We start from the raw sequence: 24,904 nt of genomic DNA on the forward strand, positions 1-24,904 counted from the left end.
GGGTCGGCGGTGGCGGGACTCCGTGTCCGGTCCCTCTCTCCCTTCCAGTATGCGATCACGCCCGTGGTTAGTGTGAGGCCGGCACCCGACCTCTGGAGCTCCCATGACGCACCTCGGGATTCTCGCGCACAGCGCGGAAGGCGCGGCGCTGTGCTTCCGCGAGTTCTGCCGGGAGGGTTTCCGTGAGCTGGGACCGCACGACCATCCGGATGTGACCCTGGACTGCATCGCGCTCGCGCGCAGCATGCCCGCGTGGGCTTCCGGGGACCACGCCACGATCCGGGCCACGCTCGCGGAGAGCGTACGGCGGCTGTCGGGCGCCGGCGCGGACTTCTTCGTCTGCCCGGACAACACCGCCCACGAGGCCCTGGAGCTGCCCGGGGAGGACCTCGCCCTGCCCGGGGTGCACATCGCCGAGGTGGTCGCGGAGCGCGCCGCACGGGACGGGCGCATGCGCGTCGGCGTCCTCGGCACGCGGTATCTGATGGAAGGCCCGGTCTATCCGCGGGCCTTCGGCAGCCGTGGGATCGTCGGCGAGGTGCCGGGGGCGGAGGACCGTTCGGCCGTCGACCGGATCATCTTCGAGGAGCTGGTGAACGGCGAGTTCACGGATGCCTCACGCGCGACGTACGTCCGTGTCATCGAACGGCTGGCGGCGCGCGGCTGCGACGCCGTCGCTCTCGTCTGCACCGAGATCCCGCTGCTGGTGACGCCGGACGTCTCACCCCTGCCGATGCTGGATTCGACGCGGCTGCTGGCCCGCGCGGCATTCGAAACGGCGGTCGGCAGGCGCCCGTTGCCGGTGTGGCGCGGCGGCCCCCTCTGAGTTGTCCGTACAAGTTCCGCGGATGGTGAACCTGCGGAAAGAATTCGGGCACCTAACGGTTACCCGAAGGTAACTCCCGCTGCTTTGATGTGCGCGCCGGTTCAATACCCCCCATCAGAAACGGGAGTTCCAGTGCCGCAATCCGTGCTCCGCCGTATCTCCGGCGCAGCCCTGGCCAGCACCCTCGCCGCCGCCACCCTCGCGGTGGCCGCGCCCTCGGCGTCAGCCGCGCCCGCCGCAGAGGCCGCCGCCGCGACGCCGTCGCTGAAGGTGCTGACGTACAACGTCTTCCTCTTCAGCAAGACCCTGTACCCGAACTGGGGCCAGGACCACCGCGCCGCCGAGATCCCGAAGACCTCGTTCTTCCAGGGCAATGACGTCGTCGTGCTCCAGGAGGCGTTCGACAACTCCGCCTCCGACGCGCTGCAGCAGAACGCCCGCGCCCAGTACCCGTACCAGACCCCGGTGATGGGCCGCAGCAGGACCGGCTGGGACGCGACCGGTGGCTCGTACTCCGCGACGACCCCGGAGGACGGCGGCGTCACGATCCTCAGCAAGTGGCCGATCCTGCGCAAGGAGCAGTACGTCTACAAGGACGCCTGCGGCGCCGACTGGTGGTCCAACAAGGGCTTCGTGTACGTGGTGCTCGACGTGAACGGCACGAAGGTGCATGTCGTGGGCACGCACGCGCAGTCGACCGACCCGGGCTGCGGCGCGGGTGAGGCGGCGCAGATGCGCAGCCGCCAGTTCAAGGCGATCGACGCGTTCCTCGACGCGAAGAACATCCCGGCCTCGGAGCAGGTGCTGGTCGCGGGCGACTTCAATGTGGACTCGCGCACGCCCGAGTACGCGACGATGCTGGCGGACGGCGGCCTCACCGGCGCCGACTCGCGTACCGGCCACCCGTACTCCTTCGACACGCAGGACAACTCGATCGCGGCCGACCGCTACCCCGACGACCCGCGCGAGGACCTCGACTACGTGCTCCACCGGGCGGGCCACGCCAAGCCGGCCGGCTGGAACAACAACGTGATCAAGGAGCAGAGCGCGCCCTGGACGGTCTCCAGCTGGGGAACGGCCTACACGTACACGAACCTGTCCGACCACTACCCGGTCACCGCGTCCGGGCAGTAGCCGCCCGGCAGCGGGCACGGGGCCGCAGCCTCGCGGGAGCAGGCCCGGGCAGTAGCCGCGAGACCGTAGTCGCAAGCCTTTCGCAGCTGGTCAGAGGCCGCTTTTCGACAATGGCTGCAGGGCGGTCCGGCTGCCATGGTGGTGTCCATGAAGGGTCATGGGCACAGTCACAGCCACCGGCATGGACACCACCATCACCATCACGGTGAGCGCATCGACGCCGCGCTCGAGGCCTCCGCCGACGGCCTGCGGACGCTCTGGTTCTCCTTCGGGATCCTCGCCGCGACCACCCTCGTCCAGGCGGTCGTCGCGGCACTGTCCGGATCGGTCGCGCTGCTGGGCGACACCGTCCACAACGCGACCGACGCCCTGACCGCGCTCCCGCTCGCCCTCGCCTTCGTGCTGGGCCGGCGGGCCGCCACCCGCCGCTACACGTACGGCTTCGGGCGGGCGGAGGACCTGGCCGGGGTCTTCGTCGTGCTGGTGATCGCCTCGTCCGCCGTCTTCGCCGGGTACGAGGCCGTCCGGCGGCTGCTGGAGCCGCAGGACGTCAGCCACCTGCCTGCCGTCGCCGCGGCCGGGCTCGTGGGCTTCGCGGGCAACGAGTGGGTGGCCAGGGCCCGTATCCGTACCGGAAAGCGCATCGGCTCGGCCGCACTCGTCGCCGACGGACTGCACGCCCGCACCGACGGGTTCACCTCGCTCGCCGTGCTGCTGGGCGCGGCAGGCTCGGCGCTGGGATGGCGGTACGCCGACCCGCTGATCGGACTCGTCATCACCGGCGCGATCCTGCTCGTGCTGCGGGGCGCGGCGCGGGAGATCTGGCACCGGCTGATGGACGCCGTGGACCCCGCGCTGGTGGACGAGGCCGAGCACGCGCTCTCCCATGTCGAGGGCGTACGGGCGGTGGAAGCCGTACGGATGCGCTGGCTCGGGCACACCCTGCGCGCGGAGACCTCCGTCGAGGTCGACCCGGCGCTGACGGTCGTCCAGGCCCATGCGGTGGCCGTGGCCGCAGAGCACGCGCTGCTGCACGCCGTGCCACGGCTGGCGGGCGCGACCGTCCACGTCGACCACGGGCACACGACGGACCAGGACCCGCATGCGGCCCTGGCCCATCATTTCGCGTAGCTCCCGGTACATGGCTCGAGTGTGACCTCGCGGGTGCCGGGACCGTGGTCCGAGGACCCGTGCGGTACACGACTACAGCCAGGGCCTGTCTTCCGGATCTTGCCGGGCCCCGCGGCGCGTGGAAGGCTGACGCGATGAGCACGGATCTTGTCGACTGGCCGTCGATCGCCGCCGAGGACTTTCCCTTCCCCGACGCCGTACCGGCTTCCCGGCTCAGTGACGAGCTGTCGGCCATGCTCGTGTCTCCTGACCCTGAGGTCCGTGACGACCATGCCTACACCGCGGCCGCGCGCTGGATACGGGAAGGGCACCTGGACGAGGTCCTGGAAGACCTCGGTGACACTGCCGCGGACCGTTTCACCCATCCTGAGATTCAGGCCCGAACCTTCGCTCCGCTGGTGCTCCGGTGCGTTCTGACGCGCGCGGACGCCGCTCCTGGCACCGTGCCGGAGCGGGCCGCGGAGCGCTGGTACGCCGGTTTCGCTTCCTGGTACCCGTCAGAGCGCGACACCCGCGGCTGGGACGACTCCCTCGGCTGGCTGCACGCCGTCGCCCACGGCGCCGACGCGGCCGCGGCGTTCGCGCGGGCTCTGCCTGCTCGCCGCACCGAACTGCTGGAACTGTGCGCCCACCGGATGACGGCCGCACACGCCGACTACCGCTACGAGCAGCTGGAGGACGCGCGCCTCGCCCGCGCGCTCAGCGGGATTCTGCTCGCCCCTGGCCTGACGGCCGAGCAGGCAACCGCATGGTTGAGCGTCGTCGCGGACGCCCTCGAAGGCGGCGGCCCCGGCCCCGTCCCACCGTGGGCCTTCAACACCTTCGCCACGCTTCAGTCCCTTCATCTCCACCTGACCCGCGGCCTCGCCGACGGAGGCGTTCCACCGCACGCTCCGGTGGTGGCCGCGCAGGTTGCCGCGATCCTGCGCCTGCCTTACAGCTGGCTCGCCTGACGTTCGGGTGCGGGGCCGCGGACGTGGGCCGCGGGGCTGTGCGAGCTGGCCGGACAGCCCCGTCGGCCGGCCGACGTGGCCGTCGCTGCTCGGGGCCTGGGTGGCGGTGACGGGACTGGACGGGCGGGTCGTGGGGCCGGCTACCGGTACGCCCCGGCCACGTTGTACGTGTAGAGGGCGACGAGTGCGATCACGCAGACGATGACCACCCAGGACCCGAAGCTCGTGTGCCGTCCGGTTCGTCCGGGCCGCTTGGGTCTCTTGGGTCTCTTGGATCTCTTGGGTCCCTTGGATCTCTTGGGTCCCTTGGATTGCTCGGCCGGGCGGCCGGACCGGGCCGGGCCGCTCGCCTGCATCGCGCCGGGCACGGCATCCGCGGCCGCTTCGGCCAGCAGCCGACGGCAGATCGCGGCGAGTTCGCTCGTCCCGGCGGAGAGCTTCGCGACCACCTCCGAGCGCGCCGGGGCAGTCGTCCCCCCGTCGAGGATCCGGCCCGCACGGACGAGAACCTCGTCCCGGCCGCCCCTGGGGGCAAGGCTGATCCAGCGCTGGACGTGCTCCCCCCGGATGACCACGCCTCCCGCCCGGTCGCGGTACACGGTGTGCTCACGCCACAGGATCTCCGCCAACTCCGTGGCCGTCTCCCTCAGTTGCGCACTCATGCCCTCCCCCTTTGTCGCGCGGCAAATCGAACAAGCACCGCACTCTAGCGCCAGGTACACGCCAAGCCACGGGTGGGGCTACGCGTCGTGGTCGTACACCGTGACCGCTATGCCCCGCGCGGTGAGCCGCTCCGCTATCAGTGGCTCCACCCGCGTCCAGGTGCCGCCCGCCAGCCCGCAGCCGATGCGTGGCATATGGACCGACGCTCCGAGCTCCACCGCCTTGTCGGCGACCGCGCCGAGGGCCGTGCCGATCGCCTCGTACCGCACGGGCACCCCCTTGCTACCCGTGCGCATGCCCCGCTGCCCGACCATGTTCGCCACCCACACATAGCGGCTGACCTGGACGAACTGGACCGCGCCCAACCCGAAGTCGTTCTGCGCCCGCTCGCGGTGCCAGTGCCGGTACGCCGCCTCGGGCTCCGGCCAGCGGCGGGATATCGCGACGACGAAGCCCTTCCCCCAGCCGCCCAGGTCGTTGCAGACATGCGCGATCAGCTTGACGCCCTTGCCGTGCGGCGCGGTGGCGTCCCCCCGTACATACGTGATCCCCGACATGCCACCACCGTACGAGGCACCACTGACAATCCGCCGCGAAGTTTCCGAGCGCTTTCACAACACTGGTGAGACAGCATTACTGTTGCATCGGATGGATGTACGGAGAAGGTGAGGGAGACCATGGCGACCGAGACCGAGGAGCCGACGCTGACCGTCGACGAACTGGCCGCGCGCGCCGGTGTCACCGTCCGCACCATCCGCTTCTACAGCACCCGCGGCCTGCTGCCGCCGCCCGTGATCGGGCCGCGCCGGGTGGGGCACTACGGCGCGGACCATCTGTCCCGGCTGGCGCTGATCGAGGAGCTGCAGCACCAGGGCATGACGCTCGCCGCGATCGAACGCTATGTCGAGCAGCTGCCGGCCGACCTGAGCGCCCACGAACTGGCGATCCACCGGGCCCTCGTGGCTTCCTGGGCCCCTGAGTCGGCGGAGGAGACCACCCGCCAGGACCTGGAGCGCCGGGCCGGGCGGCCGCTGACGGACCAGGATGTCGACCGGCTGGCGGCGATGGGTGTGCTGGGCCGCGGGAGCGCGCCGGACGTGTTCCGGCTCGACGGCGGGCTGCTGCGGCTCGGGGTGGAGCTGCTGGACGTACCCATAGCGCACGAGACGATCCTCGCCTCCCGGGCTGTCCTGCTCGAGCACGCCCGGGCGGCGGCGCACGAGCTGACGCGGCTGTTCCGGGACGAGGTGTGGAACCCGTACCGTGAGCGCGAGTCGGACCCTCATCACGTGGCAACGATGAAGTCGCTGTCGGCCCATATGCAGCCGATGGTCATCCAGGCCCTCGTGACGGCGTTCCAGCGGTCGCTGAGGGAAGAGCTGCGTGCCGCGTTCGGCACCGAGGAGCACGGCGCCGAAGAGGAAGGCGCCGAGGAGGACACCCCCTAGGCGCGGCCCAGCCACAGGCAGAACGGATGCCCTGCCGGATCCAGGCAGACCCGCACATCGTCCTGCGGCTACGCGGCCGGCACGGCTCCCTGGGCCACGGCATGCGCCACGGCGGCGTCCAGATCGTCGACCGCGATCTCCAGGTGGGCCTGCATCTGCTGCGCGCCGGATTCTCCGGGCCATACCGGACGTACGTACCTTTCCTCGGTCTGGAAGGACAGCGCCGTACCGCCCCCGGGCGGGACGAGTATCACCCAGCCCGGCTCCTGTGCCGCCACCGTCCAGCCGAGCAACCGCCGGTAGAAATCGGCGAGTTCGCGGGCGTCGGGGGCATCCAGCGAGGTGCCGCTCAGCACCAGTCGGGGTGATCGGCTCATGCCGAACACCCTGCCCGAGCGGACGGGCCCGCGCCAGTGGCGGGCCCGTCCGCCCCGCGATGCCGGGCCGGGTCAGGCGTCGCTGAAGACCTCGCCCTTCTCCGCCTTCTCCACGAGCAGCGCCGGCGGCTCGAAGCGCTCGCCGTACGCCGCCGCGAGCTCGCGCGCCCTGGCGACGAAACCGGGCAGAGCGCCCTCGTAGCCGTTGATGTACTGGAGCACGCCACCCGTCCAGGCGGGGAAGCCGATGCCCATGATGGAGCCGATGTTGGCGTCGGCGACCGAGGTCAGCACGCCCTCCTCCAGGCAACGGACCGTGTCCAGGGCCTCGGAGAAGAGCATGCGCTCCTTCATGTCCTCGAAGGGGACCGAGACGTCCGCGCGGGTGAAGTGCTCGCGCAGGCCGGGCCAGAGCGCGGCGCGCTTGCCGTCCTCGCCGTACTCGTAGAAGCCGCCGCCGCCGCTGCGGCCGGTGCGGCCGAACTCGTCGACCATCCGGTCGATGACCGCGTCCGCCGGGTGCCCCTGCCAGGTGCCGCCCGCCTCCTCCACGGCCCGCCTCGTCTCGTCCCGGATCTTGCGCGGGAGGGTGAGGGTGAGCTCGTCCATCAGGGAGAGCACCTTCGCCGGGTAGCCGGCCTGGGCAGCGGCCTGCTCGACCGACGCGGGCTCGACGCCCTCGCCGACCATCGCCACTCCCTCGTTGATGAACTGGCCGATGACCCGCGAGGTGAAGAAGCCGCGCGAGTCGTTGACGACGATCGGCGTCTTGTTGATCTGGCGGACCAGGTCGAAGGCGCGGGCCAGCGCCTCGTCACCGGAACGCTCACCCTTGATGATCTCGACGAGCGGCATCTTGTCGACGGGCGAGAAGAAGTGGAGTCCGATGAAGTCGACGGGCCGGTCGACGCCCTCCGCGAGCAGCGTGATCGGCAGGGTCGAGGTGTTGGAGCAGAGCAGCGCGTCCGGCTCGACGATGTCCTGGATCTCCTGGAACACCTTGTGCTTGAGCGCCGGGTCCTCGAAGACCGCCTCGATGACGGCGTCGCAGCCCGCGAGGTCCGCCGGGTCCGCGGTCGGGGTGATCCGGGCGAGCAGCTCTGCGCGCTTGGCCTCGGTCGTACGGCCGCGGCTGAGCGCCTTGTCCAGCAGCTTCTCCGAGTATGCCTTGCCCCGCTCGGCCGCGTCGGCGTTGACGTCCTTGAGGACGACCTCGATCCCGGCCTTCGCGCAGGAGTAGGCGATACCCGCGCCCATCATTCCGGCGCCGAGCACGGCGACCTTGCGGACCGGGCGCGGTTCGATGCCCTTGGGACGGTTCGCACCGGAGTTGACCGCCTGGAGATCGAAGAAGAACGCCTGGATCATGTTCTTCGCGGTCTGCCCGGTCAGCAGCTCGGTGAAGTATCGCGCCTCGATCGTCTGCGCGGTCTCGAAGTCGACCTGCGAGCCCTCGACGGCGGCCGCGAGGATGTTGCGCGGCGCCGGGTACGGGGCGCCGTTCAGCTGCTTCTTCAGGTTGGCCGGGAACGCGGGCAGGTTCGCGGCGAACTTCGGATTCGACGGCGTACCGCCGGGGATCTTGTAGCCCTTGACGTCCCAGGGCTGCTGCGACTCGGGGTTCGCCTCGATGAAGGCACGCGCCTGGGCGAGCATCTCCTCGTTCGTCGCGGCCACTTCGTGGATCAGACCGTTCTCCAGCGCCCGCTGCGGGGAGTACTGGGTGCCCTGGAGGAGCACCTTGAGCAGCGCGTCGGCGATACCCATGAGCCGTACGGTCCGGGTCACACCGCCGGCGGCCGGAAGGAGACCCAGCGTCACCTCGGGCAGACCGATCTTGGAGCCGGGCGCGTCGAGCGCGATGCGGTGGTGGCACGCGAGGGCGATCTCGTAACCGCCGCCCAGCGCCGCGCCGTTGATGGCCGCGACGACCGGCTTGCCGAGGGTCTCGATACGGCGCAGGGCATGCTTGATGCCCATGCCCAGGTCGAAGGCCTGCTGGGCGTTCTCCGGGCCGACCTTGATCATGTCCTTGAGGTCGCCGCCCGCGAAGAACGTCTTCTTGGCGGAGGTGAAGACGATGCCGCGGATGCTGTCCTTCTCGGCCTCGGCGCGGTCGGCGATCGCCGCGATGGAGTCCCTGAAGGCCTGGTTCATGGTGTTGGCGGACTGGTTGGGGTCGTCGAGGACGAGGGTGACGATCCCGGTCTCGTCCTGCTCCCAGCGGATGGTGGAACTCGCCGGCGTTGCTGTCATTGCTGCTTCTCCGTAAAGGAAGGGGAGGGGGAGGGACGGGACGGTCAGAGACGCTCGACGATCGTGGCGATGCCCATGCCGCCGCCGACGCAGAGCGTGGCGAGGCCATAGCGCTTGTCCTGGCGCTCCAGTTCGTCGATGAGCGTGCCGAGGATCATCGCGCCGGTGGCGCCGAGGGGGTGGCCCAGGGCGATGGCTCCGCCGTTCACATTGACCTTGTCCAGGGAGAGTCCCATGTCCCGTACGAAGCGCAGCACGACCGCCGCGAACGCCTCGTTGATCTCGACCAGATCGATGTCGTCGATGGTCAGTCCGGCCTTGGCGAGCGCCTTGCGGGTGGCGGGCGCGGGTCCGGTGAGCATGATGGTGGGCTCGGAGCCGGAGACCGCCGCGGAGACGATCCGGGCGCGGGGCGTGAGTCCGTAGCGCTCGCCGACCTCCTTGGAGCCGATGGCCACGAGCGAGGCACCGTCCACGATGCCCGACGAGTTGCCCGCGTGGTGGACGTGGTCGATCTTCTCCACCCAGTGGTACGTCTGCAGCGCGACGGCGTCGAAGCCGCCCATGTCGCCGATGCCCGCGAACGACGGCTTGAGGGAGGCCAGCGAGTCCGCTGTGGTGCCGGGACGCATGTGCTCGTCGTGGTCCAGGACCGTGAGTCCGTTGCGGTCCTTCACCGGGACCACGGAACGGTCGAAGCGGCCCTCCTTCCAAGCCGCGGCGGCACGCTCCTGCGAGAGCGCGGCGTACTCGTCCACGTCGCGCCGCGAGAAACCCTCGATGGTGGCGATGAGATCGGCGCCGATGCCCTGCGGCGCGAAGTTGGTGTCGAAGTTGGTCATCGGGTCGGCGAACCATGCGCCGCCGTCGGACGCCATCGGAACCCGCGACATCGACTCGACGCCGCCCGCGAGCACCAGGTCCTCCCAGCCGGAGCGGACCTTCATCGCCGCCATGTTGACGGCCTCCAGGCCCGAGGCACAGAAGCGGTTCTCCTGGACGCCCGCGACGGTGTCGGGGAGTCCGGACGCGATGGCGGCGATCCGGGCGATGTCGGAGCCCTGGTCGCCGACCGGGCCGACGACGCCGAGCACGATGTCGTCGATCGCCGCCGGGTCCAGGCCCGGGAAGCGGGAACGGATCTCGTGGATCAGGCCGACGACCAGGTCGATCGGCTTGGTGCCGTGCAGGGCCCCGTTGGCCTTGCCGCGGCCGCGCGGGGTGCGGATCGCGTCGTACACAAACGCTTCGGTACTCACAACAGAGCCTTTCGCATCACGAATGAGGGGTGCGCAGTCGAGGGGTGAGGGGTCAGGGGCCCTGGAAGGGGCGGGAGGGCAAGGGGCTGGCGGGCAAGGGCCGCAAGAGCGAGGGTCAGGAGAGCAACGAGCGGCCGATGATCTCCTTCATGATCTCGGTGGTGCCGCCGTAGATCGTCTGGATACGACCGTCGGTGAAGGCCTTGGCGACCCGGTACTCGGTCATGTAGCCGTAGCCGCCGTGCAGCTGGAGGCACCGGTCCGCGACACGCTTCTGCAGCTCCGTCGCCCACCACTTGGCCATCGAGGCGTGCACTGCGTCGAGCTCCCCGTTCGAGTGGTCCACGATGCAGCGGTCGAGGAACGTACGCGTGACGGCGCACTCGGTGGCCATCTCGGCTATTTCGAAACGGATGTGCTGGAGCTTCGAGAGCGGGCGTCCGAAGGCCTCGCGCTCCTTCACGTACTGGGTGGTGATCTCCAGCAGATACTCGGCGGCGGCGGCCCCGGCGACCGCGATGTTGAGCCGCTCCTGGGCGAGATTGGTCATCAGATGGACGAACGCGCCGTTCAGATTCCCCAGGAGGTTCTCCTTCGGGACCCGCACGTCGGTGAAGAACAGCTCCGCGGTGTCCTGGGACTTCTGCCCGATCTTGTCCAGATTGCGGCCGCGCTCGAAGCCCTCCATGCCCCGTTCGACGACCAGCAGCGACAGGCCCTTCGCCCCGCCCTCCGGGGTCGTCTTCGCGACGACGATCACCAGATCGGCGAGGATCCCGTTGGAGATGAACGTCTTGGAGCCGTTCAGCAGCCAGTGGTCGCCGCGGTCCTCCGCGGTGGTGCGGATGCCCTGGAGGTCGGAGCCGGCGCCCGGCTCGGTCATCGCGATGGCCGTGATGATCTCTCCGCTGCAGAACCCCGGCAGCCACCGCTGCTTCTGCTGCTCGTCGGCGAGCGAGGTGAGGTACGGGCCGATGATGTCGTTGTGCAGTCCGATCGCGAGCCCGGGGGCGCCCGCGCGGGCGAACTCCTCGGCGAGCACCGCGCTGTAGCGGAAGTCGGTGTTTCCCCCGCCGCCGTACTGCTCGGGGACAGCGAGACCGAGCAGTCCCTGCCTGCCCGCCGCGAGCCAGGCCCCCCGCGAGACGATGCCGTCCTTCTCCCACTGCTCGTAGTACGGCAGTACCTCCTTGGCGATGAAGGTGCGGACGGTCTCGCGGAACGCGTCGTGCTCGGTGGTGAAGATCTGCCGTTTCATCTTCCGGTCTCCCTACAGCCAGCCCTTGACGGTTTCGATCAACTTGGCCGGCTCGGCGCCGACGGGAATGACGTTGAGCATGGTGACGCCGGCCTCGCGGAAGGCCTCAACACGCTCACGGACGTAACTCTCCGGGCCGCAGAGCGACATGAGCTCGCAGAACTCGTCGGGGACGGCCGCCTCGGCCTCCTTCTTCCGCCCGGAGAGATACAGCTCCTGGATCTTCTTCGCCTCTTCCTCGTAGCCGTAGGCGACGGCGAGGTCGTTGTAGAAGTTCTTCCCGGGTGCGCCCATGCCGCCGACGTAGAGGGCGATCTGGGGGCGGGCGAGGTCACGCACCGCCGCGGCGTCGTCGCCGATGGCGAGGAGGCCTCCCGCGACGGTCTGCAGGGGCCCGAGTGCCGGGTCGCGCCGGGCGGCGCCCTCGGCGAGGGCGCCGCCCCAGACCTGGTGGGCCTTCTCGGGCACGAAGAGCGTCGGCAGCCAGCCGTCGGCGATCTCGGCGGTCATCCGCACGTTGGCCGGGCCGAGCGAGGCGACGTACAGCGGGATCGTGTCGCGCACCGGCTTGGTGAGGATCTTCAGCGGTTTGCCGAGCCGGCCGCCCTTCTCCGGCGGAAGCGGCATGTCGGTGATGCCGTGGTGGTCGATGACCTCGCGCCGCCAGATCCGGCGGCACAGCTCGATCGCCTCGCGGGTGCGGCCGAGCGGCTTGTCGTAGGGCTTTCCGTGCCAGCCCTCGACGACCTGCGGCCCTGAGGCGCCGAGACCGAGGATCGCCCGGCCGCCGGAGATCGCATCGAGTCCGGCGCCGGTCTGGGCGAGGAGCGCGGGGGTGCGGGAGTAGACATTGAGGATGGCCGCGCCGATCTTCATCCGCTCGGTACGCGCTGCCAGATAGCCCATGATCGTCGGTGAGTCGAAACCGTACGCCTCGGCGACCCACACGGCGTCCAGACCGGCGGACTCCAGCGCGGCGATCTCGTCGGCGGCCCGGCGCGGATCGCCCGCGTAGCTCAACGGAGTGGACAGTTCCATCAGCGGTCTCCCTCCGTGGGCAGGATGCCGGGTACGCCCCAGTCGCGGGCCACCTCTTCAGTGTCCGCGCCGGGCTGGGCGGGCGGGCGGCGCAGGGACCCCGGAGTCACGGAGAACCGCGGCGCGGGGGCCGGCTGGGTGATCCCGCCGTGGTCGGTGAAGGTGCCGCGCTCCGCGAGGTGCGGGTGCCTCGGCGCCTCGCGCAGCGACAGTACGGGCGCGACGCACGCGTCGGAGCCCTCGAAGACAGCGGTCCACTCCTCGCGCGTCTTCGTGCGGAAGCGGTCGGCGACGGCTGCGCGCAGCTCGTCCCAGCGGGCGAAGTCCTTGCGGGCCGGTGTCTCGTCCTTGATGCCGAGCAGCTCGATGAACTCGTTGTAGAACTGCTGCTCAAGGGCCCCCACCGCCATGTACTCCCCGTCGGCGGTCTCATAGTTCCCGTAGAAGGGGCAGCCGCCGTCGAGGAGATTGGCGCCGCGGCGGTCCTGCCAGCCGCCGGCCGCCATCATTCCGTGGATCATCGTGGCCAGATGGGCGGCGCCGTCGACGATCGCCGCGTCCACGACCTGGCCCGTGCCGCCCTCGCCACGGGCGTGCTGCAGTGCGGCCAGCACGCCGATGACGAGATAGAGCGAGCCTCCCGCGTAGTCACCGACGAGATTGGCGGGGACGGCGGGCGGCTCATCGGGTTTGCCGATCATGCCGAGGGTGCCGGTGATCGCGATGTACGCGATGTCGTGGCCGGCGCGCTGGGCGAGCGGTCCGCCCTGCCCCCAGCCGGTCATCCGCCCGTACACCAGCTTGGGGTTGCGGGCGTGGCACTCCTTCGGCCCGACGCCGAGCCGCTCGGCGACACCCGGGCGGTAACCCTCGATGAGGACGTCGGCGCGCTCGACGAGGTCGAGCACCTGCTCCGGTCCGCCGTCGGCCTTGAGGTCGATCAGAACGGACCTTTTGTTGCGATTGGTGAGGTCGTACGCGGGGTCGATCGCGAGTCCCGCCCCGCCGGGGCGGTCGATTCGGACGACGTCGGCGCCGAGGTCGGCGAGCAGCATGGCGGCGAACGGGCCGGGCCCGATGCCCGCCAGCTCGACCACGCGCACCCCGGCCAGCGGACCGCACGGCGGACCGTTCCCTGTCGCTGCCATCAAGCCCCCAGCACTATGACACAACTGATGTAACATCAGTGATGTTAAGAACGGGTTCCACTCCGCACAAGCCCTGTGGGCAAGCGAGCGCTTGTTTTTCCACAAGGCGTGCGGCGGCGGAAGCTCACCGCGCGTCCAGCATCGCGATCAGCTTCTTCGTGGCGATCGTCCGGTAGCTCTCCTCGACCCAGTCGCAGAGCACGTCCGCCGTGGGAGCACCCTTCCGGGCGAGTGGGATCCGCACCCAGCCCGCCTTCCCCAGGCCGTAGCCCGACCGCTCGGCACCCGGGCAGGACAGGGCGTGCGCGTGCATCGCCTCGTCCCTGAGCTTGACGCCGATGCCCAGCGGATAGCTGCCGTCGGTCACACCCATGAAGACGAAGATCTTCTTGTTGACCTTGACGACCGTCTCGCCCCAGGGGAACTCCTCGGCCGCGCCCGGCAGGCCCAGGGCAAAGGACCGCACCTTCTCCCATTTCGCCAGGGCATGCTTCGGTGGTGCCGCCATCCCGTCCTCCCGGTCGCGCGGACTGTCCTGTCTCACGCTAGCCTCGGCCACCGACGTCGGCGCGGGGCGAAATCCTTTCCCGGTCGACGAGCCCGGCGGGATCGGGCAGGCAGGACCTCAAGCCAGGCGGAGGGGCTAGTGAACAGGCAGAACGGGCCGGAGCGGCCGTACGACATCGTGCTCTTCGGAGCCACCGGCTTCGTCGGCACGCTCACTGCCGAGTACCTCGCCGCGCATGTGCCCGAGGGCTGCCGCTGGGCCGTCGCCGGGCGCAGCGCCACCAAGCTGGAGCAGCTGCGCGAGCGGCTCGCCGTGATCAATCCCGCGTGTGCCGGACTGCCTGTGATCGTCGCCGACGCGGCGGACCCGGATTCGCTGCGCGAACTCGCCGAGTCCACCCATGTGGTGGCGACGACCGTCGGCCCGTACGTCTGGTACGGGGAGCCGCTGGTCGCGGCCTGCGCCGAGGCCGGCACGGACTACGCCGACCTCACAGGTGAGCCGGAGTTCGTGGACACCATGTTCGTACGGCACGACGCGCGGGCCCGCGAGACCGGCGCCCGGATCGTGCACGCGTGCGGCTTCGACTCGGTGCCGCACGACCTGGGGGCGTACTTCACGGTCCTGCAGCTGCCGGAGGACGTACCGCTGCGCGTCGACGGATTCGTGCGCGGCGGGGCGATGTTCTCCGGCGGTACGTTCGCCTCCGCGGTCACCGCGATGGGGCGGCAGCGCCAGACCGTCCGCGCGGCCCACGAGCGACGGCTGCACGAACCGCGCCTGGTGGGCCGCCGGGCCAGGGCGCCGTTGTCGGCGCCCCGGTTCAGCAAGGAGACCGGCGCCTGGGCACTGCCGCTGCCCACGCTGGACCCACAGATCGTGGCCCGGTCGGCTGCCGGGCTGAAGCGGTACGGCCCCGACTTCCAGTACCGGCACTACGCCTCGGTCAAGACGCTCCCGATGGCGATCGGCGCCCCCACCGCCCTCGGGGCGCTCGCGGCGCTCGCCCAGATCCCGCCCGCCCGCACCTGGCTGATGAACCGGTACGAGCCAGGCCGGGGTCCCAGCGCGGAGCAGCGCGAACGCAGCTGGTTCCGGGTTCGCTTCGTCGGTGAGGGCGGCGGGCGGCGGGTCTTCACCGAGGTCTCGGGCGGCGACCCGGGCTACGGCGAGACGGCGAAGATGCTCGCCGAGTCGGCACTGAGCCTCGCGTTCGACGATCTGCCGCCGACGGCGGGGCAGGTCACCACGGCGGTCGCGATGGGCGACGCGCTGCTGGAGAGGCTGCGGGCGGCGGGGATCGTCTTCCGGGTCGCGGACGCGCGGTAGGGAGTGCCTTCGAAGTAGCGTCGTCCGTCCGCCGGGCAGACGGACTCCGCCGGGCAGACGGACTGTAAAGACACTCCCCATGGCCCTGTCCGGTGGATCAGGCGAGCCCAGCAGAATCCACCGGCCGGACAGGCGCTGGGCCCCTGCGTTCCCAGGGCGAGTGTCCTCACTCTCCCCCAGGGCCTCCCCTGAGCGGGACGCCCGACGGACTGAAATTCGCCGTCGCCTCACGCAGCGCACGCCGGCAGAGGGCGTCGGCCCTGCGGGTCGACTCCGGAAGGCGGTAGTCCGGCGACAGCGCGAGTGCATGGGCACACGCGTTGTCGAGGGAGACCCGGTGGCCGACCGAGACGAACACGGGCTTGATCCCGGTCTGCGTACGCACCGCCCGGCCGACCTCTTCGCCGTCGTCCGCGCGCAGCGGTGAGGTGTCGCCGCGGGTGTCGCCCGGCGGGTCGTACGAGAACGTGAACGGGTTCTTGGCGACGCCGATCACCGGCAGTCCGGTGAGCACTCCGAGGTGGCTGGCCAGTCCGAAGCGGCGGGGGTGGGCGCGCCCGTACCCGTCGCAGACGACGAGCCCGGGGCCGGAGCCGAGCGATTCCAGCGCGGCCAGCACGGTCGGGATCTCACGGAAGGCGAGCAGCCCCGGTATGTAGGGGAAGGCGACCCGGCCGACCGCGGTGGACTCCTCGACGACGGCGAGCGTACGGGCGTCGAGGACCACCGCGGCAGCGACGACGACATCGCGCTCGTCGTCGTAGGCCACGTCGACCCCGGTGACGAGGCCGGTCCCGGGCAGCGGCCCCGGCTCGTCCAGGACGACGCGGGCGCGCAGCTCGTCCTGGACGGCCCTGGCCTCGGTCTCGTCGGCAGGTGTCCTGATGGTGGTCATGGTGAACCCCACCTTAGACACCTTGGATAGCCTGCCGATCATGTTCGTAATGGAATTGACCTACATCGCCCCGGTAGAGCGCGTCGAGGAGCTCCTCGACGCGCACATCGTCTGGCTGGACGCGCAGTACGAGGCCGGCGTCTTCATCGCCTCCGGCCGGAAGAACCCGCGTGACGGCGGCGTGATCCTGGCCGTCGGGACCGACCGCGCGCGGATCGAGGAGATCGCGGCGGCCGACCCCTTCACGACCGGCGGGGTGTGCGAGTACCGGATCACAGAATTCATCGCGACGAAGACCGCGCCCGGGCTGGAGCCGTACAAGCAGCAGCAGCCTGCGTAGCACGTGGCCGGCGGGGCCGCGGGACGGGATCCGGCCACCTCACGGGCCGCCCGGCCGCCGGACTGCTGGGCCGCCGGACTGCCGGGCCGCCGGACTGCCCAACTACCAGACCGCCCGGCCGCCGGACTGCCTGCCTGCCCAACTACCGGACCTCCGGGCTGCCGGGCGGCGCGCGGCGGCGGGGCTCCGACTGCCGATGGGTCACCGCTGCCGGTGGCGCCCAGTGCCGGTGGGCCGGTTCGGCCCGGGCCCGGATGCCGGGCCTGGCCCCGGCCGGCATCCGGGCCGGCTCGTCAGGGCTCCAGCCTGGCCACCCGGCCCTTCTCGCCCGACGCCCAGCATCCGAAGTCCCGCGTGCAGTCGACGGTGTCGTACGAGCCGGTGTCCACGGTGCGCCAGGTACGGCCGGCGTCCGTCGTCAGGTCCGTGCCGGTGGGGCCGACGGCCAGCGCTGCCGAGCGGCTGTGCGGCAGCCAGGCGACTCCCGAGCGGTACGCGGGCGGCGGGGCCGACGACTCGTGCCAGGTCCGGCCGCCGTCCCGGGTGACCGCGCCCGCCTGCGGCGAGGCTGCCCGGACCGGTAGTCGCCGCCGACGGCGAGTCCGTGCGTACGGTCGCGGAAGGCGAGGGCGAAGACTCCGCGGGCCGGGTCGCCGGCCGGGACCGGCGACTCGGCGGCGGTCCAGTGCAGTCCGCGGTCGGCGGAGTGCAGGACGCGCGCGGTGGCGCCGCCGCCGGTCGCCAGCCAGACGTCCTTCGGGCCCGCGCTCACCAGGCACTGGCCGCTCGCCGCGAAGCCCGCCTCGCCCGGCTGCGCGTCCGGCATCCCGGCGCTGGGCAGCACCTTCCACGACTTTCCGCCGTCGCTGGTCGACAGGATCCGGTACTTGCCGTCGACCGGGTCGCTCATGGCGAGGCCGCTCTGCCGGTCGAAGAAGGTGATGCAGTCGTAGAAGGCCTTCGGGTCGGTGTTGCGGAACGACTCGGTCCAGGTCGCTCCGCCGTCCTCGGTGCGCAGCACGCGCGACGCCTCGCCCTCGCCGATGGCCAGCACGACGGCCCTCCGGCCGTCGAAGGCCTCGACGTCACGGAACTCCAGCTCGCCCGCCCCCGGCGGTGAGACGTTCCGCCAGGTCCGGCCGCCGTCCGTGGTGCGCAGCACGGTGCCCTTGGAGCCCGCCGCCCACGCCGTCGTCCTGCTGACCGCGGCGAGGCCGCGGAACCTTGCGTCCGTGCCCGTCTGTTTGAGCTCCCAGTGCGGTGTGCTGCCCGGTGTCTGTTGCGGCTCCGCCTGCGCCGGGGCGGCCAGGGCCGCGGCCAGCGCCACCCCGCACAGCCCCGCCGACACCATTCGTCTCGACTTCCCCTTGGGTCTCATGGCGCGCGAACGTAGCCGACCCCCGGCACGCGGTCCAGAGCGCCTCCGGCGGTGACACAGGTCACGCTCTCCCCCGATGCACGCATTTCGTTGTTCCGCCGTCTTCCTCAGCGCAAGGAATTGTCAGCCACGTGTCGGCCGAGCCGCAGCGAAGTGAGGGAGCAGGCCTTGTCCAGCGTCATCGAGCAGGCCGTGCAGGCCCGACTGGTCGCCTCCGCACCGCAGATGGAGACCGTACCCGCGACCCTGCGCTACGACCGGCATGATCCGTTCGCCGTCAGCATGGAGTTCCCGCCGCCGGCGACGCTGGAGGGCACCGAGGTGTCCTGGGCGTTCTCGCGAGAGCTGCTTGCCCAGGGCGTGGACGCGCCGGCCGGAGTCGGCGACGTACGGGTGCGGCCGTACGGATACGACCGCACCGTGCTGGAGTTCCACGCCCCGGAGGGCACCGCGATGGTGCACATCCGCACGTCCGAGCTGCGGCGCTTCCTCAAGCGCGCGCAGGGCCTCGTCCCGGCCGGTCGCGAGCATCTCTATCTCGACCTGGACGAGGATCTGGCCGAGCTGATGCGCGACGCCTGCTGAGGTGCGACGCCTGCTGAGGCCTGAGATCTGAGGCCCGATACGCGACGCCTGCTGAAGCCTGTTGCGCGCCGCCGGCCGAGGCGCCCTACCGGGACGCCCGCTGAGCGGGCCGCTCCGCTCCCGCGGCGGCGTTGCCCATGAGTGCGTTCAGCTCCCCGTACGCGTAGCCTCCGGCCAGCTTTCCGCAGGTCCCTTCCGTGAGCAGCTCCCGGGTCGCGTCACGCACCAGGCCGTGGGCGGCGAGGACGATCGAGGACCCCGCGCTGACGCGCGCGACGCCGAGCTCCGCCAGTTCCGCCACCGCCGGCGCCCCTGGCCCGACCAGCACGTTGAGCGGTGCGTCGATGCCTTTGACCAGGGCCCGCACGGTCTCCGGGTCCACGACACCGGGGACGAAGACCCCGTCCGCTCCGGCCGCCACACAGGCGGCGGCCCGCTCCAGGGTGTCCCCCAGCCGGCCGTGCTCCGCCCCCAGACCCATGAGATAGGTGTCGATCCGGGCGTTGACGTAGAGCGGCACGCCTTCACTGTCGGCGGCCGAGCGGGCCACGGCGATCCGCCGGACGTGCTCCGCCGGCGGCCGGGGACCGTCCTCGATGTTGATGCCGACGGCCCCGGCTGCGAGCACCGCGCGGACCGTACCGGCGACCCCTCCCTCGTCCTCCTCGTAGCCGCCCTCGATGTCTGCGCTGAGGGGCAGGTCCGTGGCGGCGGCGATGGTGGCGAGCTGAGCCACGGCGGCGGCCCGGTCCATCCGGTCGCCGTCGGGCACGCCCCGCTCCCAGGAGATTCCCGCGCTCGTGGTGGCGATCGCAGCGGCTCCGGCGGCGGTGATGATCCGGGCGCTCGGAACGTCCCAGGCGTTGGGCAGGACCAGCGGGCGGCCGGGGATGTGGAGGGAACGGAAGTGGCGGGCGCGGTCGGCGAGGGTCGTCATGCGGATCACTCAAGCACCCGTGGGCCGGTCCGGTCCGGCGACTTTCCGACATCGACGTACGCCAGGAGCCGGGCCATCGGCCCGGACGACGTGAACAACCGAAGCACGGAACAAGCGAAGCACGGAACAACCGGGGAACGGGGCAAACGGGAACGGCGCAACCGGGAACGGACCCACCGGGGAGCTGAAATAAATCGATTGCCGGGCCGATTCATCCGGGCGTACCTTCGTACCTGGCCCTGTTGTCGTCGATCGGAGAAGGACGTTGCTCGTCTGAGGTCTTGAGACACCGTGTCACGCGGCTTCTGCCCGCGTGCCCGTGTGCGACCTCGGCGTTCGAGCCGTCCCGTCCCCCGGACCAGGGCCTTTGTGCTGTCCCGACCGGTGTCTCACCCGTTGCCCCACCCCCTTCCACTGCAACAGGGAGACCCGTATGTCTACATCCCCCACCTATGTCACCTGCTCCTCGCTGTCCTTCTCCTGGCCCGACGGAACCCCCGTCTTCGAGGACTTCCAACTCGCGGTCGGCCCCGGCCGGACCGGACTGATCGGACTCAACGGCTCCGGCAAGTCCACGCTGCTGCGGCTCATCGCCGGTGAACTCGCCCCTGCCGAGGGAGCCGTGCGGATCGCGGGCGAAGTCGGCTACCTGCCGCAGAACCTGGTGCTCGACACGGCGCTCCGTGTCGACGAAGCACTCGGCATCGCGGCAACCCGCGCTGCGCTGCACGCGATCGAGTCGGGCGACGTACGCGAGGAGCACTTCACGGCGGTCGGTGACGACTGGGACGTGGAGGAGCGGGCCCGTGCCACGCTCGATCAGCTCGGGCTCACGCACATCGGCCTCGACCGGACCATCGGCGAGATGTCGGGCGGCGAATGCGTGCTGCTGCGGCTCGCGGCGCTGCTGCTGGCCGGGCCCGATGTGCTGCTGCTCGACGAGCCGACCAACAACCTCGATCTGTTTGCGCGCCGGCGCCTGTACGACGCTGTGGAGGCCTGGTCCGGCGTGATGATCGTGGTCAGCCACGACCGCGAGCTGCTGGAGCGCGTCGACCAGATCGCCGATCTCCGGGACGGCGAAGTGACGTGGTACGGCGGCACCTTCTCCGCGTACGAGGAGGCACTGGCCGTGGAGCAGGAGGCGGCCGAGCGCATGGTCCGGGTCGCGGAGGCCGATGTGCAGCGGCAGAAACGTGAACTGGCCGATGCCCAGGTCAAACTGGCCCGCCGTAAGCGCTACGGACAGAAGATGTTCGAGAACAAGCGCGAGCCGAAGATCGTCATGGGCGCGCGCAAACGCCAGGCGCAGGTCTCGGCGGGCAAGCACCGCATCATGCACACGGAGAGGCTCGGCGAGGCGAAGGAGCGGCTCGCCGAGGCGGTGGAGGCGGTGCGGGACGACGACGAGATCCGCGTCGAGCTGCCCCACACGAAGGTGCATCCGGGGCTCGGTGTGCTGCGGCTGTCCGGCGTGGAGCTGGTTTACGGGGCCAGGATCGCGGGCGAGTTCGAGCTCCGCGGCCCGGAGCGGATCGCGCTCGTGGGACGCAACGGGGCCGGCAAGACCACGCTGTTGCGCACCATCGCCGGCGAACTGACGCCGGTCGCGGGCGAGGTGGAGGCGCAGGTGCCGCTGCGCTTTCTTCCGCAGCGCCTCGATGTGCTCGACGACGGGCTGAGCGTGGTGGAGAACGTGGCCCGTTTCGCGCCGGCGGCGACGGACAACGCGATCCGGGCGCGTCTCGCGCGATTCCTCTTCAGGGGGGCGCGCGCGGACCGGGCGGCGGCCACCCTCTCCGGCGGGGAGCGGTTCCGCGCCTCGCTGGCGGCGCTGCTGCTCGCCGAGCCCGCGCCGCGGCTACTGATGCTGGACGAGCCGACGAACAATCTGGACATGGCGAGCGTGCGGAGTCTCACCGCGGCGCTGGAGGCGTACGAGGGAGCCCTGATCGTGGCGAGCCACGACGTGCGGTTCCTGGAGTCTCTCGGGATCACCCGCTGGCTGCTGCTCGACGGAGAGCTGCGCCCCACGACCGAGGCAGAAGTACGGGAGGTGCTGGCGATGGAGTGACACCTGGTCGCCGGAGTGACATCTGGTCGCCGGAAGGCAGCAGTCCGCGTCGCGCGCGACCGCCCACGCGCCATCCCCCCGGCCCGCCCGCCCGTGCGGATCGTCGTCGTCGGCCGGGGGGCGGGCCCAGCGGGCTGTCTTCCGAATCAGCCCGGCAAGATCCGGAAAAGACAGGCCCGATGTCGGGAGTGGGCCTGTGTGGGTCTTTACGGGACGGGGCAGGTGTGGCTGATGATGACGCCGTCATCCCCGAGTCCGCCCCCTGGAGATCCCGTGTCGAGCAGAAAAGCTCTGATCCGACGCCCGAGCCCGCGCCTGGCCGAGGGCCTGGTCACACATGTGGAGCGCCGCCCCGTCGACACGAAGGCGGCGCTCGCACAGTGGGAGGCGTACGGGGACGCCCTGCGCGCCCACGGCTGGGAGACGGTCGAGGCCGAGCCGGCCGACGAATGCCCGGACGGGGTCTTCATCGAGGACACGGTGGTGATGTTCCGGAACGTGGCACTCATCGCCCGTTCCGGGGCCGAGTCCCGCCGTCCGGAGACCCCCGGGGTCGAGGAGTCCGTGGCCCGGCTCGGCTGCTCGGTGAACTGGGTGTGGGAGCCGGGCAGCCTCGACGGCGGCGATGTCCTCAAGATCGGCGACACGGTCTATGTGGGGCGCGGCGGACGGACCAACGCGGCGGGCGTGCAGCAGCTGCGCGCGGCCTTCGAGCCGCTGGGGGCGCGCGTCGTCCCCGTACCGGTGTCGCGCGTGCTGCACCTGAAGTCGGCGGTGACGGCGTTGCCGGACGGCACCGTGATCGGCTACGAGCCGCTGGTCGAGCAGCCCTCGCTGTTCCCGCGCTTTTTGCCGGTGCCCGAGGAGTCCGGAGCGCATGTGGTGCTGCTCGGTGGCGGAAAACTACTGATGGCGGCCAGCGCGCCGAAGACGGCCGAGCTGTTCACGGATCTTGGATATGAACCGGTTCCGGTGGACATCAGCGAGTTCGAGAAGCTCGAAGGGTGCGTGACCTGTCTCTCGGTGCGGCTACGAGACCTGCACTCATAACGGGACGCTACAGAACATGACGGTCACGGGCTTGGCCGACGGCTTACCCGACCTTTAACCTACGGTTTCGTAACCTACGAGGCCGTAGGTACGACGCACGCCTGTATCCGGTCAGCGCCTTGCCCGGCGCTGCTCCGGTTCCGCTCGTTTCTCCGTTCCGTCCCCCGTACCCGTCCTCCCCAGGAGCCCCCGTGACGATCACCTCTCCCCACCTCGGCAGTTCGGAAGCGTGGACCGACGCCCGGCTGCTGTACGCGCTGGAGGAGGTGGTCGAGAAGGAACTCAACCGCCATCTCAAGGTCGCCAAGGACTGGATGCCCCACGAGTACGTCCCGTGGTCGGACGGCCGGAACTTCCCGGGGCTCTTCGACGACGGCGAGGCCTGGGAGCCCGGTCAGTCCAAGGTCACGGACATCGGCAAGACCGCCCTCATCGTGAACCTGCTGACCGAGGACAACCTGCCCAGCTACCACCACGAGATCGCGACGCTCTTCGGCCGCGACGGCGCCTGGGGCACCTGGGTGCACCGCTGGACCGCCGAGGAAGGCCGGCACGGCATCGTGATGCGTGACTACCTGCTCACGTCGCGGGCCGTCGACCCGGACAAGCTGGAGCAGTTCCGCATGTCGCACATGTCGGAGGGCTTCGAGTCCGACAACCGCCACTCGATGCTCCACTCCGTCGCGTACGTCGCCTTCCAGGAGCTCGCGACCCGTATCTCGCACCGCAACACCGGTCACCAGTCGGGCGACCCGGTCTGCGACCGGATGCTGGCGCGTATCGCCACCGACGAGAACCTGCACATGGTCTTCTACCGGAACCTGCTGGGCGCTGCCTTCGAGTTCGCTCCGGACCTGACCATGCAGGCGGTGCGGGACGTCGTGGTCAACTTCCGGATGCCGGGGCACGGGATACCGGGATTCGAGCGAGCGGCGGCGCAGATGGCGATCGGTGAGATCTACAACATGCGGATCCACCACGACGACGTGCTGCAGCCGGTGCTGCGCTTCCTGAAGGTCCTGGAGATCGGCGGACTCGGCCCCGAGGGCCTGAAGGCGCAGGAGGAACTCGGGATGTTCATGGGCGGGCTGGACTCTGAGGCACGGAAGTTCGACGAGAAGCTCGCGGCCCGCAAGGCGCGGATGGCGGCGCGCGCGGCGGGCTGACCGGGGGCTCCGCCCCAGACCGCTGTACGGCCTTCGGCCGTGTCCTCGAGCGCCGGGCAGGCTCTCGCCGAGCCCGTCCGGCGCTAGAGGCGTCGGGCAGGGGGGAGCCCCGGCGAAGGCGGGGTGAGGCGCGCCGTACTCTGTGCCGCGTGAAGCCTGTGACCCGCATCGTCCTCATCGGCGCCCCGGTCGCCGTCGCCGTGTCCTTGGTCCTCGGCGTCGGCGGCGAGGACGACATCCCGCTCGCCGACCGGCCGCCCCAGACGACTCAGCAGGCGCCGGGCGTCGCGTCGAACCCTCTGAAGGCCGGCACTGCCTCGGAGCAGCAGGCACTGGAAGCCCGGATCGCCAAGCTGCCGCCCGGCCTCGCGGACCCCGCCAAGAAGGAGATCGCCGCGCGGCTCGTGGCCAGCGCCGAGTACTCGACGCTGGACTGGCGCGGCCAGTACGACGCGATCGAGGACCTCGGCGACGGCAACGGCTACACCGCGGGAATCATCGGCTTCTGCTCCGGCACCAACGACATGCTCCAGCTCGTCGAGGCGTACACCGCCGCACACCCGGACAACGGCCTCGCCCGTTATCTCCCCGCCCTCAAGCAGGTCGACGGCACCGACGCCCACGACGGTCTGGACCCCGGCTTCACGGACGCCTGGGCGGCGGAGGCACGGAAGCCCGCCTTCCGCCAGGCTCAGGACACGGCGCGCGACCGGATCTACTTCGACCCGGCCGTACGGCTCGCGAAGATGGACGGCCTCGGCCCGCTCGGCCAGTTCATCTACTACGACGCGATGGTGCTGCACGGCCCCGGCCTGGACGAACACGGCTTCTACGGGATCCGTGAGGCGGCCATGCGGGAGGCGAGGACGGCCGCCGAGGGCGGTGACGAGAAGGCGTACCTGAACGCCTTCCTCGACCAGGGCCGTTCCGTCACGAAGGCCAGTTTCACCAAGACCCAGCGCGACACCTCGCGCATCGACACCGCACAGCGGGTGTTCCTGCGGAACGGGAACATGGATCTGGCGACGCCGCTGGTGTGGCAGATGTACGGGGAGACGTTCCGTATCCCGGCGTCCTGACGGGATCGTCGGGACGGCGACCCGACGGAGCGGGACGGCCTCCTGACGGAACGGGAGAGCGACCCGACGGAA

23 protein-coding genes and 1 pseudogene are annotated in these 24,904 nt (G+C 70.7%); 12 read left to right on the forward strand and 12 right to left on the reverse strand.

The window, feature by feature from the left end; genetic code table 11:
* Positions 1-103 precede the first annotated feature (103 nt).
* From AC0699_RS07725 to AC0699_RS07740, 4 genes are all read left to right on the forward strand, one after another.
* A complete protein-coding gene (locus AC0699_RS07725; protein WP_478656948.1) occupies positions 104-826 on the forward strand; it encodes an aspartate/glutamate racemase family protein in 723 nt (240 codons plus the stop codon).
* Positions 827-958: 132 nt separating this feature from the next.
* Complete coding sequence (gene sph, locus AC0699_RS07730) at positions 959-1,960, forward strand: sphingomyelin phosphodiesterase (protein WP_478656951.1); 1,002 nt, start codon at positions 959-961, stop codon at positions 1,958-1,960.
* A 147-nt stretch (positions 1,961-2,107) separates the two neighbouring features.
* Entirely contained in the window at positions 2,108-3,091 is a 984-nt protein-coding gene (locus AC0699_RS07735) for a cation diffusion facilitator family transporter (protein ID WP_478656953.1), read from the forward strand.
* A gap of 134 nt (positions 3,092-3,225) precedes the next feature.
* Entirely contained in the window at positions 3,226-4,044 is an 819-nt protein-coding gene (locus AC0699_RS07740) for a DUF2785 domain-containing protein (protein ID WP_478656955.1), read from the forward strand.
* Positions 4,045-4,184: 140 nt separating this feature from the next.
* On the opposite strand, the gene AC0699_RS07745 is transcribed toward AC0699_RS07740, so the two are convergent.
* A complete protein-coding gene (locus AC0699_RS07745; RefSeq protein WP_478656957.1) occupies positions 4,185-4,706 on the reverse strand; it encodes a hypothetical protein in 522 nt (173 codons plus the stop codon).
* A 78-nt stretch (positions 4,707-4,784) separates the two neighbouring features.
* The gene (locus tag AC0699_RS07750) at positions 4,785-5,264 is read right to left on the reverse strand and encodes a macro domain-containing protein (RefSeq protein ID WP_478656959.1); all 480 of its coding nucleotides are present in this window, start codon (positions 5,262-5,264) and stop codon (positions 4,785-4,787) included.
* Positions 5,265-5,384: 120 nt separating this feature from the next.
* Between AC0699_RS07750 and AC0699_RS07755 the strand changes: the two genes are divergently transcribed.
* Positions 5,385-6,155, forward strand: a complete 771-nt coding sequence (locus tag AC0699_RS07755; RefSeq protein ID WP_478656961.1) for a MerR family transcriptional regulator — start codon at positions 5,385-5,387, stop codon at positions 6,153-6,155.
* Positions 6,156-6,223: 68 nt separating this feature from the next.
* Here the strand turns inward: AC0699_RS07755 and AC0699_RS07760 are convergent, their stop codons facing one another.
* The 7 genes from AC0699_RS07760 to AC0699_RS07790 all read right to left on the reverse strand — a co-directional run bounded on the left by AC0699_RS07760 (position 6,224) and on the right by AC0699_RS07790 (position 13,999).
* Complete coding sequence (locus tag AC0699_RS07760) at positions 6,224-6,532, reverse strand: VOC family protein (RefSeq protein ID WP_478656964.1); 309 nt, start codon at positions 6,530-6,532, stop codon at positions 6,224-6,226.
* A 72-nt stretch (positions 6,533-6,604) separates the two neighbouring features.
* Entirely contained in the window at positions 6,605-8,788 is a 2,184-nt protein-coding gene (locus tag AC0699_RS07765) for a 3-hydroxyacyl-CoA dehydrogenase NAD-binding domain-containing protein (protein WP_478656966.1), read from the reverse strand.
* Positions 8,789-8,832: 44 nt separating this feature from the next.
* Positions 8,833-10,047, reverse strand: coding sequence for an acetyl-CoA C-acetyltransferase (locus tag AC0699_RS07770; RefSeq protein ID WP_478656969.1), 1,215 nt, complete (start codon positions 10,045-10,047; stop codon positions 8,833-8,835).
* A gap of 115 nt (positions 10,048-10,162) precedes the next feature.
* On the reverse strand, positions 10,163-11,305 hold the full coding sequence (locus AC0699_RS07775) for an acyl-CoA dehydrogenase family protein (protein ID WP_478656972.1): 1,143 nt from the start codon (positions 11,303-11,305) through the stop codon (positions 10,163-10,165).
* A 12-nt stretch (positions 11,306-11,317) separates the two neighbouring features.
* Positions 11,318-12,343 (reverse strand): LLM class F420-dependent oxidoreductase, encoded by a 1,026-nt coding sequence (locus AC0699_RS07780; RefSeq protein ID WP_469766564.1) that lies wholly within the window; start codon positions 12,341-12,343, stop codon positions 11,318-11,320.
* A complete protein-coding gene (locus AC0699_RS07785) occupies positions 12,343-13,491 on the reverse strand; it encodes a CaiB/BaiF CoA transferase family protein (protein ID WP_478656974.1) in 1,149 nt (382 codons plus the stop codon). Before AC0699_RS07785 ends, AC0699_RS07780 begins: the two co-directional genes overlap by 1 nt.
* 124 nt (positions 13,492-13,615) lie before the next feature.
* Positions 13,616-13,999 carry an MmcQ/YjbR family DNA-binding protein gene (locus tag AC0699_RS07790; RefSeq protein WP_478656977.1) on the reverse strand — a complete coding sequence of 128 codons (384 nt, stop codon included), beginning with the start codon at positions 13,997-13,999 and terminating at the stop codon, positions 13,616-13,618.
* Between the two features lie 138 nt (positions 14,000-14,137).
* On the opposite strand from AC0699_RS07790, the gene AC0699_RS07795 reads away from it, so the two are divergent.
* Complete coding sequence (locus AC0699_RS07795; protein ID WP_478656979.1) at positions 14,138-15,328, forward strand: saccharopine dehydrogenase family protein; 1,191 nt, start codon at positions 14,138-14,140, stop codon at positions 15,326-15,328.
* Between the two features lie 166 nt (positions 15,329-15,494).
* On the opposite strand, the gene AC0699_RS07800 is transcribed toward AC0699_RS07795, so the two are convergent.
* Complete coding sequence (locus AC0699_RS07800; RefSeq protein WP_478656982.1) at positions 15,495-16,223, reverse strand: endonuclease V; 729 nt, start codon at positions 16,221-16,223, stop codon at positions 15,495-15,497.
* A 40-nt stretch (positions 16,224-16,263) separates the two neighbouring features.
* Here AC0699_RS07800 and AC0699_RS07805 point away from each other — a divergent pair, with 40 nt between their 5' ends.
* Positions 16,264-16,563 (forward strand): YciI family protein, encoded by a 300-nt coding sequence (locus AC0699_RS07805; RefSeq protein ID WP_478656985.1) that lies wholly within the window; start codon positions 16,264-16,266, stop codon positions 16,561-16,563.
* Between the two features lie 293 nt (positions 16,564-16,856).
* Here AC0699_RS07805 and AC0699_RS07810 read toward each other — a convergent pair.
* A pseudogene (locus tag AC0699_RS07810) lies at positions 16,857-17,941 on the reverse strand (WD40/YVTN/BNR-like repeat-containing protein).
* Between the two features lie 168 nt (positions 17,942-18,109).
* Between AC0699_RS07810 and ssgD the strand changes: the two are divergent.
* Positions 18,110-18,526: a spore wall synthesis regulator SsgD gene (ssgD, locus tag AC0699_RS07815; RefSeq protein ID WP_478656988.1), complete on the forward strand. Its 417-nt coding sequence runs from the start codon at positions 18,110-18,112 to the stop codon at positions 18,524-18,526.
* An 85-nt stretch (positions 18,527-18,611) separates the two neighbouring features.
* Here ssgD and AC0699_RS07820 read toward each other — a convergent pair whose 3' ends face one another.
* Positions 18,612-19,463 (reverse strand): isocitrate lyase/PEP mutase family protein, encoded by an 852-nt coding sequence (locus tag AC0699_RS07820; protein WP_478656991.1) that lies wholly within the window; start codon positions 19,461-19,463, stop codon positions 18,612-18,614.
* Between the two features lie 433 nt (positions 19,464-19,896).
* Here AC0699_RS07820 and AC0699_RS07825 point away from each other — a divergent pair, with 433 nt between their 5' ends.
* The 4 genes from AC0699_RS07825 (at position 19,897) to AC0699_RS07840 (ending at position 24,832) form a co-directional block, all read left to right on the forward strand.
* Entirely contained in the window at positions 19,897-21,537 is a 1,641-nt protein-coding gene (locus tag AC0699_RS07825; protein WP_478656993.1) for an ABC-F family ATP-binding cassette domain-containing protein, read from the forward strand.
* Between the two features lie 273 nt (positions 21,538-21,810).
* Positions 21,811-22,587: a dimethylargininase gene (gene ddaH, locus AC0699_RS07830; RefSeq protein WP_478656996.1), complete on the forward strand. Its 777-nt coding sequence runs from the start codon at positions 21,811-21,813 to the stop codon at positions 22,585-22,587.
* Positions 22,588-22,778: 191 nt separating this feature from the next.
* On the forward strand, positions 22,779-23,753 hold the full coding sequence (locus tag AC0699_RS07835; protein ID WP_478656999.1) for an acyl-ACP desaturase: 975 nt from the start codon (positions 22,779-22,781) through the stop codon (positions 23,751-23,753).
* A gap of 158 nt (positions 23,754-23,911) precedes the next feature.
* Positions 23,912-24,832 carry a chitosanase gene (locus AC0699_RS07840; protein WP_478657213.1) on the forward strand — a complete coding sequence of 307 codons (921 nt, stop codon included), beginning with the start codon at positions 23,912-23,914 and terminating at the stop codon, positions 24,830-24,832.
* The last annotated feature ends 72 nt before the right edge of the window (positions 24,833-24,904 follow it).

The sequence above is a fragment of the Streptomyces sp. NPDC043870 genome (assembly GCF_056435785.1).